This is a genomic window from Chitinophaga sp. 30R24 (assembly GCF_049056765.1).
Taxonomy (GTDB): Bacteria; Bacteroidota; Bacteroidia; order Chitinophagales; family Chitinophagaceae; genus Chitinophaga.
Map to the genome: position 1 here is coordinate 1,380,436 of NZ_JBJGXX010000001.1, position 17,088 is coordinate 1,397,523.

A 17,088-nucleotide genomic window follows, 5' to 3' on the forward strand; every position below is an offset into this window, starting at 1 on the left:
GAAAACAATCACCAGAAACCAAAACTACTAAAATGGGAATCTCAACATTCTTTAAAAGGACAGTATGGTTATGTGCGGTGTTACTATTGCTAATGCTCAGCAATGTTGGTTTTGCACAACAATCCACAAACAATTATCTGGAAAAATTTAAACCGGTATCAATAGAGTTGATGCAGGAAACAGGTATCCCAGCCAGCGTTATACTTGGTATCGCCATGCTGGAATCAGGTACAGGTACCAGTAGAAATGCCAAATTACTCCACAACCACTTCGGAATTGTGGGAAAAAACAATCTGTCCCAGATAAAACCAGGCCGCCGTTCCGTATACAAGCAATACGTTTCCGACGTAGCTTCCTATGAGCATTTTGTGGCGCTGCTGGCCAGTAAAAAATGGTTTGGAGAAATGAAAGGGAATCCACAATTCAGTACCTGGCTAACAAAAATGAATCATAGCGGTTACTCCTCAGCAGGACATGAGTGGATAAGAAGAGTGACAAATGTTATTAACCGCTATAAATTGTATCAGCTGGACGCCAGCATGGACAGCATGACTACGGAATCATCGAAATGGTTAACCGTTGGGATGCAAGACAGCTCGGGCGGGCAGTGATAATATGCTAACGATTATTGATTATGTCCGGCAAAAATAAGTCTGCCTATCCGCTTTATATTATAATCGGAACTTTAGTCTGCCTAGTAGGGCTTTCACAGCTTAATTATAGCTTTTCATATAAAGACTTTCAATTCCGGAAGCTGGATATGTTGTCTGATTTAAGAACAACAACCATTCGTTCCGCTTCCCCGGACAACCTAAAGCTGGTTGCTGTCAACAACGACAGTAATCAGCTTTCTGGTTTAGATAGTAATACCGTGGCTACTACTGCAGGCAATCTGCATATTCCCAACCCGGATAATGCACATAATTATATGTCATATACCGGTATCATGGAATATGCTTCCCCGGCTCCCGGCCATATGGCAGGGATGAAGCAGTTCCTCGCCGCCCTCCGGGACTTAAAAGCTGGCAAACGCCATAAAGTGCGCATCGCTTATTTCGGGGACTCCATGATTGAAGGAGACCTGATTACCAGCGACCTGCGCGACAGCCTGCAACATTATTTCGGTGGAGCAGGGGTAGGTTTTGTGCCGGTTACATCAGTGGTAGCTCCTTTCAGAACTACGATTACGCATACGTTTTCGACCGACTGGAAGGATTATCATTATAAGAACAGCCCGCCAGCCGATATCATCCTGGGCTTATCCGGGCATACCTTTTATCCGGGTCCTAATAGTTGGGTGAAATATTCGCCGGTGAAAAAACCGCTGCTGGATAAATTCCGGGAGATCGCTGTTTTATATGGGCCAACAGCAGGAGGCACAGTAACAATTAATGACCGCACTTATACACTTTCCGGAAGTGAACCGGTAAATAAACTAGAACTGGAACAGGATGCTGCCCAGTCATCCCTTACCCTCCGTGATGCAGAAAATACTATACCTTTTTACGGAGTATGCTTTGAAAGCGAAAGCGGTGTTTATGTGGATAACTACTCTTTCCGCGGTATCAGCGGAATAGAGCTAGGGCATTTGTCGGCGGAAATGGTGCGCCGTATGCAACAGGAGCGTCCTTACGATCTGGTAATAATGCACTACGGCGCTAATGTATTGTTTCGGCCGGAGTTAACGGATTATAGCTGGTATGAGCGGCCTATGAAGAAAGTAATGGATTCCCTGCAGAAGGACTTGCCGGGAACCTCTTTTCTGGTAATAGGTACCGCAGATAAATCTTATAGAAAAGCGGATAAATATATCACAGCGCCAGGGGTAGCAGCCTTATTAAAAGTACAGCACAACTTGGCCGCTGATCACGGTACCGCCTATTGGAACCTGTTTGCCGCTATGGGTGGCGAAGGCGCTATGGTAAAGTGGGTAGAGGGAGATACGGTAATGGCCAACAAGGACTACACACACTTTAACAGAACCGGGGCAGCCAAAGTGGGAGCGCTGCTCTATAAAGCTATTATGAATGAATACAGGCAACCACAACATTAGCCGATGCGTAGTGGCAGTACTTTCGTTGTTACTCAGCGGCTTTTCAACTTATGCACAACAGGAAAATGTAAATAGTATTCAGCAAGACACTGCTTTATACAATGTATTTGAATCTTTTTCTGCGGCAGATAGTAACGTAATTTCCATCTTGCATCTGGGCGATTCCCATGTGCAGGCAGGATATTTTCCGCTGGCTACAGCTTTCCTCCTGCAACAGGAGTTTGGAAACGCCGGTAGAGGGTTTGTTTTTCCATACAATCTGGCAGGTACTAACGGTCCGGAAGATTTCCGGTGGAGCAGCACGGTGAAATGGTCTGCAGAAAGAGTAGTAGACCGTTATAAGTCGTCTGTATTAGGCCCTGGCGCTATTGTGGTGATTTCCCGTACCAATACGCCCACGCTTACTTTTACAGGCAAGGGCGATAGCCGTATGGACGATAATTTCCGTAAGGTGAAGCTCTTCTATGATGCCGGTAATACCGATAATTCGTTGGTAGTGCCCGATGCGGCTTCTGTTACGGTAACGCCTACCCCTTTCCCGGGTTCGCCTACTGTGAGCATGGCTACCCTGGATTTTTCACAAACTTCGCAGTCATTCCAGGTAAAATGGGAAGGCACCGGTAGCGGGCCTCTTCGCTTCTATGGCGCTGTCATGGAAAATGGCCATAATGGTATTTTATATCACAGCGTGGGGATTAACGGTGCTATGTACCAACAGTACAACGAAATCAACAATGTCCTGATATCGCAAATGGCGGTGTTGAAACCCCAGCTCGTGATCATCTCCCTGGGAACAAATGAAGCCTACGGAAAACTAGACCCTTTGGTATTCAGAAATGAAATAGATAAGACAGTGAGCCTTATCCGGGAACAAAATCCGTCGGTAAACATCCTCCTGACCACTCCTCCAGATTGTATGCGGTCGGTCAGGAAATCAATAAGGAAAAGGGTTGGTAAAAAGAAGTACACAACGGTGTACCAAACAGCTTATTACCCGAACCCATATATTTCCATGGTATCGCAACAAATTATAGGGTATGCCAGAGAACATGGCCTGGCTGCCTGGAACTTTAACGAAGTTAATAAAGCGCAGAAAGATAGATTTGCAGGAGCCTGGGCGCCAGATCATATTCATTTTAATGTAAGAGGGTATCAGTTACAGGGGCAATTGCTGTATGAAGCCCTGCAACGATCTTATACCCAGTATTTACAGCAAACAAAGAAAAATCCAGTTGCTTCCCATGATCAACGTAAATGAGCTGTTAAGAGAGCTGATGTATGATCCGAAAAACCCGGTGTTGTTTAACAGCGGTTTTTTCTTTTATTTTTTCGCTTTATTTATGATGTGTTACCTGCTGGCCAGCAGGAATAAAGCAGCCAGGGTATGGGTGTATACCGTGTTTTCACTGTATTTTTTCTACAAGGCCTGCGGCTTTTACGTAGGGCTGGTCATCCTCTCCGCCATCGTTGATTTTAACTTATCCCGGTGGATTTACCACAGTGACAGTAAAAGTACCCGTAAATTCTTACTGATATTCAGCATTATCCTGAACATAGGCTTGCTATTTTACTTTAAGTATACGAATTTCTTTATTGGCATTGTCAACGATCTATCTGCCGGACATATCCGTCCACTTGACCTGATACTGCCTATTGGCATTTCCTTCTATACTTTCGAAAATCTTAGCTATACCATAGATGTATACCGGAAAGAGATTAAGCCAGTCAGCAATTTTATGGATTACCTGTTCTTTCTCTCTTTCTTCCCGAAACTGATGATGGGCCCTATTGTAAGGGCCGCCGATTTTATACCGCAGATCTCGCAACCCTATCACCTTCATTCAGAAGATGTGGGTAAAGGCATGTATCTGATCATGGGAGGTTTGTTTAAGAAGATAGTGATATCAGATTTTATCTATCAGAATTTTGTACAATATATTTTTGATGATCCTAGCAAGCACACCGGACTCGAATGCCTTATAGGCGTGTATGGTTATGCCCTGGTGATCTATTGCGATTTTAGCGGTTATTCTGATATGGCACTGGGCATAGCCCGGTGGACAGGGTTTAAAATTCCGCCTAATTTCGATTCCCCTTACCAGAGCTCTTCTATCACAGAATTCTGGCGCCGGTGGCATATTTCATTGTCCAGCTGGTTGAGGGATTACCTTTATATTCCGCTGGGCGGTAATCGCAAGGGCAAAGTACGTCAGTATATTAACCTCGCACTTACCATGCTGATAGGTGGTTTCTGGCATGGCGCCAGTTGGAACTTCATTTTCTGGGGTGCTATGCATGGCGGCGCACTGGCGATAGATAAAGTGCGTATCGATTGGTTAAAGAAACATAAAACTACTTTGGGGGGATGGAAGGCTACCAGCCTTAGGATATTGGGTATACTGATCACTTTTCATTTTGTTTGTTTCTGCTGGGTATTTTTCAAGGCTTCTACTTTCCATGATGCCTGGGCATTGATACACCAGGTGATATACGATTTCCAGCCAGCAATTGCACTGGACTTATATAATGGTTATACTGCGGTATGCTGGGTAATGGTGCTTGGTTTTGTGCTGCACTTCCTCCCGTCTAAAGTGGAAATCTCCCTGGAGCAGTTTCTTGGCCGCATACCGGTGGCAGGCAGCATTGCTATCATGGTATCCTTTGTATGGCTGCTGGTACAGGTAAAAAGTACCCAGCCCATGATTCCTATCTATTTCCAGTTTTAATAACGCTTTTGCCAGGGAACATAGATCTCGCAATGGTTCATACCCGTAAGGGAAATGAAGAAATGATTGCTGCTCATTTTAAAATAACCGGCACGGCAGCTGTTGTTAATGAATTCATACATCGGTAAACCAGCGGGCACAAAGTTCATAGGTACCGGCAGTTTTTTATAATGGCTGCCTGCTACTTGCCTGGTAAACAGGCCAAAAGGCTCCTGGAAACTAAGCCGTATCTGAAGATGTGCCATGTCGTACGCTTTGAGCCGGGGTACCAATAAACCTACATACATCATCAGTTTATTGTAGGAGGTTACCGGTACAATATCCAGCGTGCCGGTAATTACTATGGCGTCGGGCAATGATAAGCTGTTTTTGATGGCGTACAGTTGTTGCTGATAGATATTCATGTATGCTACCATACCTCTCACCGGATCATTGTTACTGGGAAGTATATTATAATATAGGATGGCATCAGGCAGCCTGAGATCTTCTGTACGGGATGGCGTAAAAATCTGCTGGCGTGGATCTTCATGAGGGGTGGCTGCTATTTTGGTACGGGCCAGGGTATGTTCTTCATTGGGTAGATAAAGCTGGTTGCGGAAGCTCACAGGGGCTTGATTGTACTGGTCGCGAAAAGCTTTGGTAAAGCCTGAATGGGTATATCCGCACAACTCACTGATCTGACCTATACTGAAATCGCTATGCCGCAGGTAACCTGCACCAGCTTCCAGTCTTCGCCTTTTGGTGAAGTGTATATAAGGCTCCTTCATCATTTTCACAAACATGTGTGAAAAGTTACCGGTGGATTCATTGATTAATCCGGCTACTTTTTTGAGATCCAGTTCACCGAACGGATCATCATGGGATAAGGCAATAGCGAATTGTATCTTTCTCTCCCAATGGTTGATAGTCGACGTTTTCATATGGCATAATTATGGAGACTGATCCTAAACTAATTAATTTGAAACTCGAAATTCCTGTAGCGGATCAAATACTTTTGGATTAACGAGCGGTTAACAATATGTCAATTAAAAAAGAATCCCGGCCTTTTTATAAAAGGCCGGGATTCTTTTTGCAGCTATGTTGATAGCTTATTGGGTATAAATGAGTGTGTGAACGAATCTCTCCAGGAGAAAGATTCGGAAAAATGCGCCGGGTTTAGAAAATATTGGCTGCCGCCGACTCCATCGTAAATCCGAAGGTGCTACCTATTTCCGGCTTACTACGCACGGTAATTGATTGATCGTGCGCTTCTACGATGTGTTTCACAATAGCCAGTCCGAGGCCGGTGCCCCCAATATCGCGGCTACGTGCCCTGTCTGTGCGGTAGAAGCGTTCAAATACGCGGGGCAGGTGTTCTTCTGCCATGCCGATACCATCGTCAGAGATTTCTACCAATACGCGTTTGCCATCCATGCTGTAAATGCTGGCAATTGTATGTCCGTCTGGTTTACCGTATTTAATGGAATTGTCTACCAGGTTAATGAGCACCTGGCGGATTTTTTCCTTGTCGGCGTATACTGGTTGCGGTGATTCACAGCCTTTTTTGACGCTGAATTTAATGCCTTTGGTATTGGCTTTCAGCGACAGGGTGTCGAATACGTCTTTAATGAGGTCTTGGATAATAAATACTTCGGCATTAACGGTCATTTCACCGCTTTCCAGTTTGGAGATTTCATCCAGGTCGTCGATGAGGCGGCAGAGGCGATCAATGTTCTTGGTAGCGTTTTTCAGGAACAGCTTGTTCACATTAGGATCGTCCAGGGCGCCGTCGAGTAGGGTATGGATATAGCCTTGTACCGCGAAGATGGGCGTTTTCAGCTCATGGGAAAGATTGAGCAGGAATTCTTTGCGGAATTCTTCGTTCCGGCGCAGGTTTTCCAGTTCTTCTTTTTTCTGGCTGGCCCATTTTTCCACATCTTCACTTACTTCCTCTATGGTTTTAAGGGGAAGGATATTCTTGTTGAAGAATTCTTCTCTTTTGGACGCTTTGGTTTGATAAATGAATTTGTAGATTAACTTTATTTTCCTGTAAATAAAGTTTTGCAGGGTATAAAGATACAGGTAGTAAGAAAGGAGAAAGGTCAGTATAAAAGCTCCCGCTATTACTTTCCAGTCGCCATCCACCAAAAGGCTGCCCAATGCTATAATGGCCGATAAGACCAGGGCTGTAAACCCCGCCAATTTCTGTGGGGATAGATTTTTTGCTTTAAACATACTCCAAAGTGAGTAATTATGGTAATAGTGGGAAATTACTTTAAATTTTTTACTTGACATAGAATAAGTGGCTAATTAGCAACTACAAATAGCTGCTAAACCAGCCGATGGCTATTAACTATTAGCCGCTAGTTGTTCTGGTGGATGGTGGTGGTTTATTACTTAAAAGTGTGCTAACTGCCGTTAGCTACAGAAGCCTGAGCGCTCTATCTATGCAACTATCAGGAGCTAGCCACTAGCTCCTGATAGTTTATGTTACATTTCGAATTTATATCCTACACCTTTTACGGTAGTAATCAGATCGATACCTATTTTCTGGCGTATTTTACGGATATGTACGTCAATGGTACGGTCGCCTACAATTACTTCGGTGCCCCACACCTGGTTGAGTATTTCGTTGCGTAGGAATACGCGGCCTGGTTTGGAAGCCAGTAACTGCAGCAATTCAAATTCTTTCTTTGCCAGAATAATTTCCTGGCCCTTATACGTTACCGTGAATTTTTCACGGTCTATGATCAGGTCGCCCAGGGTAACACGTGTTTCTTCCGGTTTATGCAAACGGCGGAACAGTGCATTGATGCGGCTAACCAGTAATTTTGGCTTAATGGGTTTAGCAATGTAATCGTCGGCGCCCATGTTCAACCCATCTACTTCAGATTTCTCATCGTTGAGTGCTGTCAGGAATAATACCATCGTGTCCTTAAACTCAGGGAGCTTTCTGATTTCACGGCAGGTATCGATACCATTTTTGTTGGGCATCATGATATCCAGCATGATCAAATCCGGTCTGAATATTTTAGCTTTCTGTATAGCCTCGCTGCCGTCTTTGGCGGTTACGGTGTCATAACCTGCTGTTTTAAGGTTGTAGCTGATAATTTCCAGAATATCCAATTCATCATCTACTACCAGTATTTTTCCTGCAACCGCTTGGTCTATCATAAAATTTTTGCTTTAAAAAGACGGGACAAAATTATAGCGCCATCCTCGTGATTAATGGAGAATTAACATTATGAAATTGTTAATTCACAATTGGCTGCTTTCCGCTACCACGTGCAAGTTACGTGAAATATTTATCGTGTTGCCATATCAGTATTATCGCACATTTATATATAAATGATTACTATTGTTGTTCAGCTTGTTTGTTGGAGAGCTGCCATTTCTGTGGAAAAGGACCTAACGTATTGTCAGTTGGTAGTTTAGCGTAAAAAATTATATATATATCATCATGAAAAACAAAAGATAGTAAAAGCAACGTGACAAACTCTGTATTTTGGTTGTAAATTTGCTATCTCGTCTTTCGGGAAAAGTTTTACTTAGTATGAGAAGATTTTTAATAGTACTGTCGCTGTTGCTGTTTTTAGCTGGCTGGTTGCAGGCACAAAACAATAGTCATCATCCTATTCCTATCAGTCGGCAGGGATTTCATGATAACATTGATAAAGAACAGGCAGCAGCCATCAAATTTGATGGCAAGGCAGATGACCTCGTGAAAGTATCTGATGATCAAACCACCAACCTGCAGGTGACCAATGCGTTGATCAAAGAGGTGGATGATATGCAGCAGGAAATCGAGGCAAACGACTCTCTTGATCACCGGTTGAAAGTAAAATATCTTTCTGGTATCTATGTAGTGCTGAAAGATTACAACCAGAAGCGCGCCCACCACAATATAGATCCAGAGGAAGCACCTGCCATAATAAATGCTTTCCGGGATATGATGCATGCCGATATTAAAGGGCAAAGTATTGCCCCTTATATGCATAACCTCTCGTATGAAGCTTCTGAGCGGCTCATCGAATCGTTTAGAGACAACCCGGGATATAAAGCGGCTAAGGGCGAAATCTTTACCAAGTTTGCGTTTAATAACCTGGAAACAATAATGCCCAAATTGAGCGAATACCTGAATTATCCAGGTACAGACTCCATTGTGGCGGCAGTAGCCCGGAAGTATCCGAACCAGGTGCTTACCTATGCTACGTCCTACACGCCTATGGCCAATGCGATCAAACGCAATCCCGATCCACTGGTACAACAAATTGTACGGATCGGCCAGTCGCCACAAAGCACCCGGATATTGCCTTTTATCGATGAGCTGGTAGCCGGTACTACTACGGTGGAAAAACTTGAGCCTATCGTTGCGAACGATTACCAGTATTATAAGAAGATGGTAAAATCCATGATCGCACTGCAGAAAATGAGAGCAGAAGGGCAGCATCCTTTTGGGATTAAAGCCATGATGGAAAATATGCAGGCCAAGTCGTTGCTGTTTATCCGTGAAGTGAACGACCTGCACGAAGAACCGGCACCAGTCCGTTTCAATATCGTAAAGAATTTTACGCCGGAAGAGCTGTACTACCTGATCATCAATGGCCAGGAAGAATTGTATACTTCCAGTTATACTAACCATAATAACGCAGGGCTGTACGACCAGATGATGTTACGTATGAAGCCTCCCCGCGGCGACAGCTTACTGATGATCGTGAATTTTGACCGGTTCAAGAAGTTTATTGCCATGGCCGCAGGTTTTAACACCCTCGACAACTTCCTGAAATCCATGGCGCCGGAGAATTCCAATTATCTCATGCAGAAATACGTGCAGAACCTGGAAACTACCGAAGACCTGGAAGATGCGGTGGATGTAGCCAATTCCTTTGGCAGTATCCGCGATCCCAAACTATTGGATTTCCTGCGGGCAGAAGTAAAAAAGAACCTCGCTTATGTAAGAAAGCATGATGACAAGCGCGGTACCGTGATTTATCAATTGCTTAGCAGCCTGTTTGAAACCACTTCAAAGGATGAAAATGATGTTTCCAAGGCTACCGATCTGGCTACCCAGTTCTCGTTGCCGCCTATTAATTATGTTAACTATAAAGACCTGGAAAGCGATAGTGGCAGGGTGTACCAACAGGTATTCTTTTATGGTGACAAAGATGGGCAGGAATCTTTTGCCAGCTTTATGACCAATTTCCCCTCTTCAGAGTGGAGGGTTTCCAAGAATAAATACTGGGCTACTATCTCTTCGCTAAAAGGTAAGGCTACTACCATTTACGCCAATCTTCCGATTGATGAGCCCGGTGATAAAGAAGCGATTTCCAAGCTCTCCGATTACATGGATGAAAACGATATTCATCCATCTGTGGTGATTCACCGTGGACATAGTTACCATATCAACACCACACTGGATAACCTGCAAAGCTCTGCCAGGATAGTGGTATTAGGCTCTTGCGGTGGTTATCATAATCTGGCTGTAGTACTGGAAAAAGCGCCGGAAGCACATATTATCTCCTCCAAGCAGGTGGGTACCCGTTTTGTGAATGAGCCAATTATCCACACCCTGGAAGACCAGATCCGTTCCGGAAAGAATGTAGACTGGGTAGTTATGTGGGCGCAGTTGACTAAACATTTTGCCGGGGATGCCCGTAACAAGGACCTGTTCAGTGATTATGTACCGCCACACAAAAATCTGGGCGCTATCTTTATCAAAGCGTATAAACAGATCATGAAAGAAGAAAAAATATAAAAGGATTTCCCTTCCTTAAAACAACAAGCGCAAAGGTTCTCTGATCTTTGCGCTTGTTGTTTTAAGGAAGGTTCTGCTGGTTACGTTAGAGATGGTACTTAATCGTTTTTGTCGTAGGTTTGCCGGGTAGTTTAAACCTGGCACATTGGAAAATCTGGCGGTAAAGAAAGTATTTGATTTTAGTTTGTTACGGCGCATATTCTCGTTCGCAGCCCCCTATAAACGGTCTTTCTACATATCTATGTTTTTAACGGTTGTATTGGCCGCTATTTCTCCATTACGTCCGTACCTGATACAGGTAACTGTGGATAAATATATTGCCAATCAGCTGATGCAGCTATTGATATGGGTAACTGTTATACAGATAGGTTTGTTGTTACTGGAAACAGTGGTACGCTTTTTCTTTTCTTATCTTACAAACTGGTTAGGGCAATCTGTTGTAAAAGACCTGCGCGTAACCGTGTACCGGAAAATAGTGCACCTGAACCTGGCCTTTTTTGATAAAACACCGATAGGCACGCTTACCACCCGTACAATCAACGACATAGAAGCAATCAACGATGTATTTTCCGAGGGAATTATTTCCATCGTGGCAGATCTGCTAATGATCATTGCCATATTGGTGGTGATGTTTATAGAAGACTGGCGGCTTACCCTGATCAGCCTGTCGCCTTTCCCGATCCTGATTTTTGCCACCTATATTTTTAAGGAAAGTGTGAATAAATCTTTTTACCGGGTGCGTAATGCTGTATCTGCGCTTAATGCCTTTGTACAAGAGCATCTGACCGGGATGTTAGTGGTACAGGCTTTTACGGCGGAGAAAAGGGAATTTGCCCGTTTTAAACAGATCAATAAAACGCATCGTACGGCCAATATAGATGCTATTTTCGCCTATTCGGTATTTTTTCCGGTAGTGGAAATTATCCTGGCCATATCATTGGGATTAATGGTGTGGTGGGGCGCTAACAAGGTATTGAACTATGAGGTAACCCAGGGGGTAATGATCGCTTTTATTATGTACCTGAACATGTTATTCCGCCCGCTGCGTATGTTGGCTGATAAGTTTAATACCCTGCAGATGGGAATGGTAGCCAGCGAGCGGGTATTTAAAGTATTGGATAATCAAGACTATATTCCAGACCTGGGGCTTCAGCCGGCCGATGGTATGAAAGGAGCTATTACTTTCGATCAGGTATCGTTTGCCTATATAGAAGACCGGTATGTATTGAAAAACATCAGTTTCCACGCCAATCCGGGTGATACGATAGCTATTGTGGGGCATACCGGATCTGGTAAAACTACTATTATCAGTATTCTGAACCGTTTGTATGAAATCCAGAAGGGCAGTATTAAGATAGATGACATCGACCTGCCTGCCTATTCCCTGGAGGCATTGCGCAGCAAAATAGGGGTGGTATTGCAGGATGTATTCCTGTTTGCGGGTTCTGTATATGACAATATCACTTTACACAATAGCCATATTACCAGGCAACAGGTAGAAGATGCCTCTAAGCTGATCGGTATCCATGACTTTATCATGCAATTGCCTGGTGGATACGATTACCAGGTAATGGAGCGGGGAAGTACCCTTTCGCTGGGCCAGCGGCAACTGATTTCCTTTGTGAGGGCTTTACTGTATGATCCGGCTATTTTAGTGCTGGATGAGGCTACTTCATCTGTAGATACAGCATCGGAGCTAATGATCCAGCGGGCCATCGATAAACTGATTGCAGACCGTACCGCTATTATTATTGCCCACCGTTTATCCACGATTAGTAAAGCAGATAAGATTATTGTAATGGATAAAGGAGAGATCAGGGAGATGGGCACGCATGAAGAGCTGTTAAAGCAGGAAGGGTTTTATTACAAGTTATATAGCATGCAGTTTAGCGCCAGTAAAGCGTAACAAATCGACTACCCAGTTGACCATATGCAAGGTATATATCTACGATAAATAAATTATAAAAAATTACATATAAAATACTTTTTAAGACCATTGCTTTCAACGGTCTTTTTTTGCTGCAAAAAAGAGAGCTATTTTGATCGTAATTAATTGATTTTCAATTAAAATAGAATATATCGTTCTTTTTTTTTGTGGTCGCTTAATTTTCTAAGTAAAACCGAGTATCTTTGCGCAAAATTTCAGAAAACGGTGATTTCTTTCAATTGGTTAAAACATAGAATGGTAGCACTTGTGATGGTTTTAGGCCTTCACGGTATTAGTAATTTTTCCTTTGCAGCGGATACTCATCCTGAGCAAACTGTAACCACAGTTGCCCCAGATAAGGAGGGAGAAGAGCCTAAAGAAGAGCACAAGGGAGGTTTTGATGCAAAAGAAACAATTCTCGGCCACGTAAAGGATGCACACGACTGGCATCTGTTCAGCATTGGTGAGATGCATGTAACTATTCCGTTACCTGTAATCATCTATAATCCTGCCCGTGGTACTTCTGTATTTTCTTCTTCCAAATTCCATCATGGTCATGAGGCGTACGAGGGTTACCGTTTGGTAAATGCGCATTACCTGGAAGAAAAGGGTCTGGACCCTGCAAAATACCTGGATGGAAAGATCATTGCTGTGGATGCTAACGATAATCCAACCGGAGAGCAGATCTACGATTTCTCCATGACGAAGAACATCACTTCTATGATTATAGCCGCTATTCTGCTGGTTGTATTGATGCTGAATGTGGCTAAAACGTATAAAATCCGTGGTGCTAAACAAGCCCCTAAGGGTTTCCAGAGCTTGATAGAGCCGGTGATCATATTTATGCGTGATGAAGTAGTAAGGCCTAATATTCCGGGTAAACATGCAGAAAGATACACGCCGTTTATCCTGACTATATTCTTTTTTATCCTGATTAACAACCTGTTGGGGCTTTTACCTGGTTCTGCCAACGTAACCGGTAACCTGGCAGTAACAGCTGCATTGGCTATTATCAGCTTTATCGCCACCATGCTGGCTACCAACAAACATTTCTGGGGACATATTTTTAATCCTCCTGTACCTTTCGGTGTAAAATTTATCCTGGCGCCAGTAGAGCTCATCGGTGTATTTACTAAGCCAATATCCCTGATGATACGGTTGTTTGCCAATATTCTGGCTGGTCACATTATCATTCTGAGCATTATCTCCCTGGTATTTATATTTGGATCATTAAATAAGGTGGCTGGTTATGGCTTCCTGCCTATTACTGTATTGTTCAATATCGTAATGATGATGCTGGAATTGCTGGTAGCATTCATCCAGGCTTTCATCTTCGCCAACTTGACCGCTGTATTCATTGGTCAGTCTATGGAAGGCGCGCACGATGACGCTGCGCACCACTAAGGCATCAGGGAGTAGTTGCCTGGAACAAGGTTTTCCGCAGGCAACGTTTAAGTAAGAAATTTTTTTAATTCAAATACATATTCATTATGGCACTTTTGTCTATTTTATTGCAGGCTGCTGCTGCATCTGGTTTGGCTAAAGCTGGTGGTGCTGTTGGTGCTGGTATCGCAGCAATCGCTGCTGGTATCGGTGTAGGTAACATCGGTAAGAGCGCACTGGAGTCTATCGCTCGTCAACCAGAAGCTGCTAACGACATCCGTGCAAACATGATCCTGGCTGCTGCGCTGGTAGAGGGTGTTGCCCTGTTCGGCGTAATCGCTGGTCTGTTGGCGGTAGTTCTGTAAGCCACAAACTTTTTACTGCATCCGGCGCACAGGGCAATGGATGCAGTAATTTTATACAGCCGTTTTTAATCCAGCATTTAGTCAATATCAATATAAAAAATATAAAATTCTAATTATATGGATCTGTTGCAACCCGCGTTAGGCTTGTTTCTAATTTCATTATTCATTTTCATCATCGTTTTTCTGATCCTGAAAAAATTTGCCTGGACTCCTATCCTCTCTACCTTAAAAGAAAGGGAAGACTCTATCACCAACTCTATTGCTACGGCAGAAAGAGTAAAGGACGAAATGGCACAGATGAAAGCAGAACACGAGCATGTGCTGGCAGAAGCGAAGGCAGAAAGAAGTAAGATCCTGAAAGAAGCGAAAGAAGCAAAGGATATGATCATCAGCGAAGCCAAAACACAAGCGCAAGCAGAAGCTAAAAAGATCATCAGTGAAGCTTATTCCGCTATCGAAAACCAGAAAATGGCAGCGTTAACGGATGTGAAGAACCAGGTAGGCAATCTCGTTATTGAAGTGGCAGAGAAAGTGTTGAGAAAGGAACTGTCTGATAAACCAGCACAGGAGAATTACGTGAAACAACTGGCGGAAGAAATCAAATTGAATTAAGAAAAAAGATACTGTTTTTAGCAGCCTTATTGGTTGCTAAAACTAAAAGCAAGATAAATATGCAGAATCCCCGTTTAGCATCCCGGTATGCAAAGGCATTGATAGATCTGGCTCAGGAACTGAATCAGCTGGAAGCGGTGAATACCGACATGCTGTTCCTGCACGAGGTGTTGAAAAGCAGCAAGGACCTGGTAAGTTTGCTTAAGAGCCCTATTATAAAGGCAGATAAAAAGCAAAAAATACTGGCCGCTGTATTTTCCGGCCGTGTAAGCGCTACTACCATTACCTTTATTAACCTGCTGGTGAACAAGGGCCGTGAAGGCGGGCTGGAGGAAATTACTACCGAGTTTTCACGCGAGTACATGGTACTCAAAAATATAGTGAAAGTGAAGGTAACCACTGCTGTAGCACTGGATGCTGCTACGCTGAACATCATCCGCGAAAGAGTAGCTGCCGGTACTACCCAGCATATTGAGCTGGAAGCTGCTGTAAATCCGGAACTGATCGGCGGTTTTGTACTGGAAGCCAATGATAAACTGTTTGACGCTTCTGTAAGCCGTGATTTGAAAGATCTCAAACAGCAATTCAACAAGAATATTTACGTATCTGATTTACGTTAATCAATACAGCAGCCGCTGCGTACACGCAAAGCTGTTGTCGTTAAACTAAATTATCTAACGACTTTTATTAAAATCATAGTTATGGGTGATATTAAACCTGATGAAATTTCGGCGATATTACGCCAGCAATTAAGCAACTTCAATGCTACTGCCGACCTCGAAGAGGTGGGTACCGTATTGCAGGTGGGTGATGGTATCGCCCGCATCTACGGCTTAGGTAACGTGCGTTATGGTGAACTGGTGGAATTCGGCAATGGCGTAAAAGCAATTGCACTGAACCTGGAAGAAGATAACGTAGGTGTGGTATTGATGGGTGAATCAGCAGGTATTAAAGAAGGTGATAAAGTACGCCGTACCAAACAGATTGCATCTATCAATGTAGGTGAAGGTTTGGTAGGCCGCGTAGTAAATACACTGGGTACTCCTATCGATGGTAAAGGCCCGATCAAAGGAGAACTGTATGAAATGCCACTGGAACGTAAAGCGCCAGGTGTATTGTACCGTGAACCAGTAAAAGAACCACTGCAAACAGGTGTAAAAGCGATCGATGCGATGATCCCTATCGGCCGTGGTCAGCGTGAGTTGGTAATCGGTGACCGTCAAACAGGTAAAACCGCTATCTGTATCGATACCATCATCAACCAGAAAGAATTCTATGATGCCGGTAAACCTGTATATTGTATTTATGTAGCCATCGGTCAGAAAGCTTCTACCGTTGCTGGTGTAATGAAAACATTACAGGAAGCTGGTGCTATGGCTTATACTACCATTGTGGCTGCAAATGCTGCTGATCCTGCTCCTCTGCAGTTCTATGCTCCATTTGCCGGTGCTGCTATCGGTGAGTTTTTCCGCGACTCAGGCCGTCCTGCACTGATCGTTTATGATGATCTGTCTAAACAGGCGGTAGCTTACCGTGAGGTGTCCCTGCTGCTGAAACGCCCTCCTGGACGTGAAGCTTATCCTGGTGACGTATTCTATCTGCATAGCCGTTTGCTTGAGCGTGCTGCAAAAATCATCAACAATGATGAAATTGCCCGTCAAATGAACGACCTGCCAGATTCTATCAAACACCTGGTAAAAGGTGGTGGTTCCCTCACTGCATTGCCTATCATCGAAACACAGGCGAGCGACGTATCTGCTTACATCCCTACTAACGTAATCTCCATCACCGATGGTCAGATCTTCCTGGAAGGTAACCTGTTCAACGCTGGTATCCGTCCTGCGATCAACGTAGGTATCTCTGTAAGCCGTGTGGGTGGTAATGCACAGATCAAATCCATGAAGAAAGTATCCGGTACCCTGAAACTTGATCAGGCGCAATACCGCGAAATGGAAGCTTTCTCCAAATTCGGTGGAGATCTGGATGCTGCTACTAAAGCAGTTATCGATAAAGGTCAGCGTAACGTGGAAATCCTGAAACAACCACAGTTCAGCCCATATGCGGTAGAAAAACAAGTGGCTATCATCTACCTCGGTACCAATGGCTTACTGCGCGATGTTCCTGTAAAACAAGTACGTGCTTTTGAAGAAGCTTTCCTGAATGAAATGCAGGTACGCTTACCAGAAGTACTCGCTGAGTTCAAAAAAGGTAACCTGCCAGAAGATGGCCTGAAGAAAATGGTGACCCTGGCTAGTGAATTAAAAGCCAGATTTGCATAAGTAGTATAA

The 17,088-nt window shown here is 43.8% G+C and carries 14 protein-coding genes; 11 read left to right on the plus strand and 3 right to left on the minus strand.

Annotated features, from left to right (window positions below):
- The first annotated feature begins 32 nt into the window (after nucleotides 1–32).
- From ACDQ55_RS05835 to ACDQ55_RS05850, 4 genes are all read left to right on the plus strand, one after another.
- On the plus strand, nucleotides 33–611 hold the full coding sequence (locus ACDQ55_RS05835; RefSeq protein ID WP_420980277.1) for a glucosaminidase domain-containing protein: 579 nt from the start codon (nucleotides 33–35) through the stop codon (nucleotides 609–611).
- A gap of 149 nt (nucleotides 612–760) precedes the next feature.
- On the plus strand, nucleotides 761–2,053 hold the full coding sequence (locus ACDQ55_RS05840) for a hypothetical protein (RefSeq protein ID WP_420980278.1): 1,293 nt from the start codon (nucleotides 761–763) through the stop codon (nucleotides 2,051–2,053).
- Nucleotides 2,028–3,311 carry a GDSL-type esterase/lipase family protein gene (locus ACDQ55_RS05845; protein ID WP_420980279.1) on the plus strand — a complete coding sequence of 428 codons (1,284 nt, stop codon included), beginning with the start codon at nucleotides 2,028–2,030 and terminating at the stop codon, nucleotides 3,309–3,311. The genes ACDQ55_RS05840 and ACDQ55_RS05845 overlap by 26 nt, the downstream gene beginning before the upstream one ends.
- The gene (locus tag ACDQ55_RS05850; RefSeq protein ID WP_420980280.1) at nucleotides 3,295–4,779 is read left to right on the plus strand and encodes an MBOAT family O-acyltransferase; all 1,485 of its coding nucleotides are present in this window, start codon (nucleotides 3,295–3,297) and stop codon (nucleotides 4,777–4,779) included. The genes ACDQ55_RS05845 and ACDQ55_RS05850 overlap by 17 nt, the downstream gene beginning before the upstream one ends.
- Here ACDQ55_RS05850 and ACDQ55_RS05855 read toward each other — a convergent pair.
- The 3 genes from ACDQ55_RS05855 to ACDQ55_RS05865 all read right to left on the minus strand — a co-directional run bounded on the left by ACDQ55_RS05855 (nucleotide 4,776) and on the right by ACDQ55_RS05865 (nucleotide 7,932).
- Nucleotides 4,776–5,699, minus strand: a complete 924-nt coding sequence (locus ACDQ55_RS05855; protein ID WP_420980282.1) for a helix-turn-helix transcriptional regulator — start codon at nucleotides 5,697–5,699, stop codon at nucleotides 4,776–4,778. The genes ACDQ55_RS05850 and ACDQ55_RS05855 overlap by 4 nt on opposite strands.
- Nucleotides 5,700–5,934: 235 nt before the next feature.
- A complete protein-coding gene (locus ACDQ55_RS05860) occupies nucleotides 5,935–6,993 on the minus strand; it encodes a sensor histidine kinase (protein ID WP_420980283.1) in 1,059 nt (352 codons plus the stop codon).
- A 255-nt stretch (nucleotides 6,994–7,248) separates the two neighbouring features.
- On the minus strand, nucleotides 7,249–7,932 hold the full coding sequence (locus tag ACDQ55_RS05865; protein ID WP_420980285.1) for a response regulator transcription factor: 684 nt from the start codon (nucleotides 7,930–7,932) through the stop codon (nucleotides 7,249–7,251).
- Between the two features lie 379 nt (nucleotides 7,933–8,311).
- On the opposite strand from ACDQ55_RS05865, the gene ACDQ55_RS05870 reads away from it, so the two are divergent.
- The 7 genes from ACDQ55_RS05870 (at nucleotide 8,312) to atpA (ending at nucleotide 17,079) form a co-directional block, all read left to right on the plus strand.
- Nucleotides 8,312–10,513 carry a hypothetical protein gene (locus ACDQ55_RS05870; protein WP_420980286.1) on the plus strand — a complete coding sequence of 734 codons (2,202 nt, stop codon included), beginning with the start codon at nucleotides 8,312–8,314 and terminating at the stop codon, nucleotides 10,511–10,513.
- 145 nt (nucleotides 10,514–10,658) lie between these two features.
- Nucleotides 10,659–12,419, plus strand: a complete 1,761-nt coding sequence (locus tag ACDQ55_RS05875) for an ABC transporter ATP-binding protein (RefSeq protein WP_420980287.1) — start codon at nucleotides 10,659–10,661, stop codon at nucleotides 12,417–12,419.
- Nucleotides 12,420–12,695: 276 nt separating this feature from the next.
- Nucleotides 12,696–13,844 carry a F0F1 ATP synthase subunit A gene (gene atpB, locus ACDQ55_RS05880; protein ID WP_420980288.1) on the plus strand — a complete coding sequence of 383 codons (1,149 nt, stop codon included), beginning with the start codon at nucleotides 12,696–12,698 and terminating at the stop codon, nucleotides 13,842–13,844.
- 86 nt (nucleotides 13,845–13,930) lie between these two features.
- The gene (atpE, locus tag ACDQ55_RS05885; RefSeq protein WP_079471016.1) at nucleotides 13,931–14,188 is read left to right on the plus strand and encodes an ATP synthase F0 subunit C; all 258 of its coding nucleotides are present in this window, start codon (nucleotides 13,931–13,933) and stop codon (nucleotides 14,186–14,188) included.
- Between the two features lie 117 nt (nucleotides 14,189–14,305).
- Nucleotides 14,306–14,800 (plus strand): F0F1 ATP synthase subunit B, encoded by a 495-nt coding sequence (gene atpF / locus ACDQ55_RS05890; RefSeq protein ID WP_420980289.1) that lies wholly within the window; start codon nucleotides 14,306–14,308, stop codon nucleotides 14,798–14,800.
- A 59-nt stretch (nucleotides 14,801–14,859) separates the two neighbouring features.
- Entirely contained in the window at nucleotides 14,860–15,420 is a 561-nt protein-coding gene (gene atpH / locus ACDQ55_RS05895; protein WP_420980290.1) for an ATP synthase F1 subunit delta, read from the plus strand.
- A gap of 81 nt (nucleotides 15,421–15,501) precedes the next feature.
- Nucleotides 15,502–17,079: a F0F1 ATP synthase subunit alpha gene (gene atpA / locus ACDQ55_RS05900; RefSeq protein WP_420980291.1), complete on the plus strand. Its 1,578-nt coding sequence runs from the start codon at nucleotides 15,502–15,504 to the stop codon at nucleotides 17,077–17,079.
- Nucleotides 17,080–17,088: the final 9 nt, after the last annotated feature.

Coding starts and splice junctions, on each gene's coding strand:
- ACDQ55_RS05835 (WP_420980277.1), top strand. CDS start 33: ATGGGAATCTCAACATTCTTTAAAAGGACAGTATGGTTATGTGCGGTG.
- ACDQ55_RS05840 (WP_420980278.1), top strand. CDS start 761: ATGTTGTCTGATTTAAGAACAACAACCATTCGTTCCGCTTCCCCGGAC.
- ACDQ55_RS05845 (WP_420980279.1), top strand. CDS start 2,028: ATGAATACAGGCAACCACAACATTAGCCGATGCGTAGTGGCAGTACTT.
- ACDQ55_RS05850 (WP_420980280.1), top strand. CDS start 3,295: ATGATCAACGTAAATGAGCTGTTAAGAGAGCTGATGTATGATCCGAAA.
- ACDQ55_RS05855 (WP_420980282.1), bottom strand. CDS start 5,699: ATGAAAACGTCGACTATCAACCATTGGGAGAGAAAGATACAATTCGCT.
- ACDQ55_RS05860 (WP_420980283.1), bottom strand. CDS start 6,993: ATGTTTAAAGCAAAAAATCTATCCCCACAGAAATTGGCGGGGTTTACA.
- ACDQ55_RS05865 (WP_420980285.1), bottom strand. CDS start 7,932: ATGATAGACCAAGCGGTTGCAGGAAAAATACTGGTAGTAGATGATGAA.
- ACDQ55_RS05870 (WP_420980286.1), top strand. CDS start 8,312: ATGAGAAGATTTTTAATAGTACTGTCGCTGTTGCTGTTTTTAGCTGGC.
- atpB (WP_420980288.1), top strand. CDS start 12,696: ATGGTAGCACTTGTGATGGTTTTAGGCCTTCACGGTATTAGTAATTTT.
- atpE (WP_079471016.1), top strand. CDS start 13,931: ATGGCACTTTTGTCTATTTTATTGCAGGCTGCTGCTGCATCTGGTTTG.
- atpF (WP_420980289.1), top strand. CDS start 14,306: ATGGATCTGTTGCAACCCGCGTTAGGCTTGTTTCTAATTTCATTATTC.
- atpH (WP_420980290.1), top strand. CDS start 14,860: ATGCAGAATCCCCGTTTAGCATCCCGGTATGCAAAGGCATTGATAGAT.
- atpA (WP_420980291.1), top strand. CDS start 15,502: ATGGGTGATATTAAACCTGATGAAATTTCGGCGATATTACGCCAGCAA.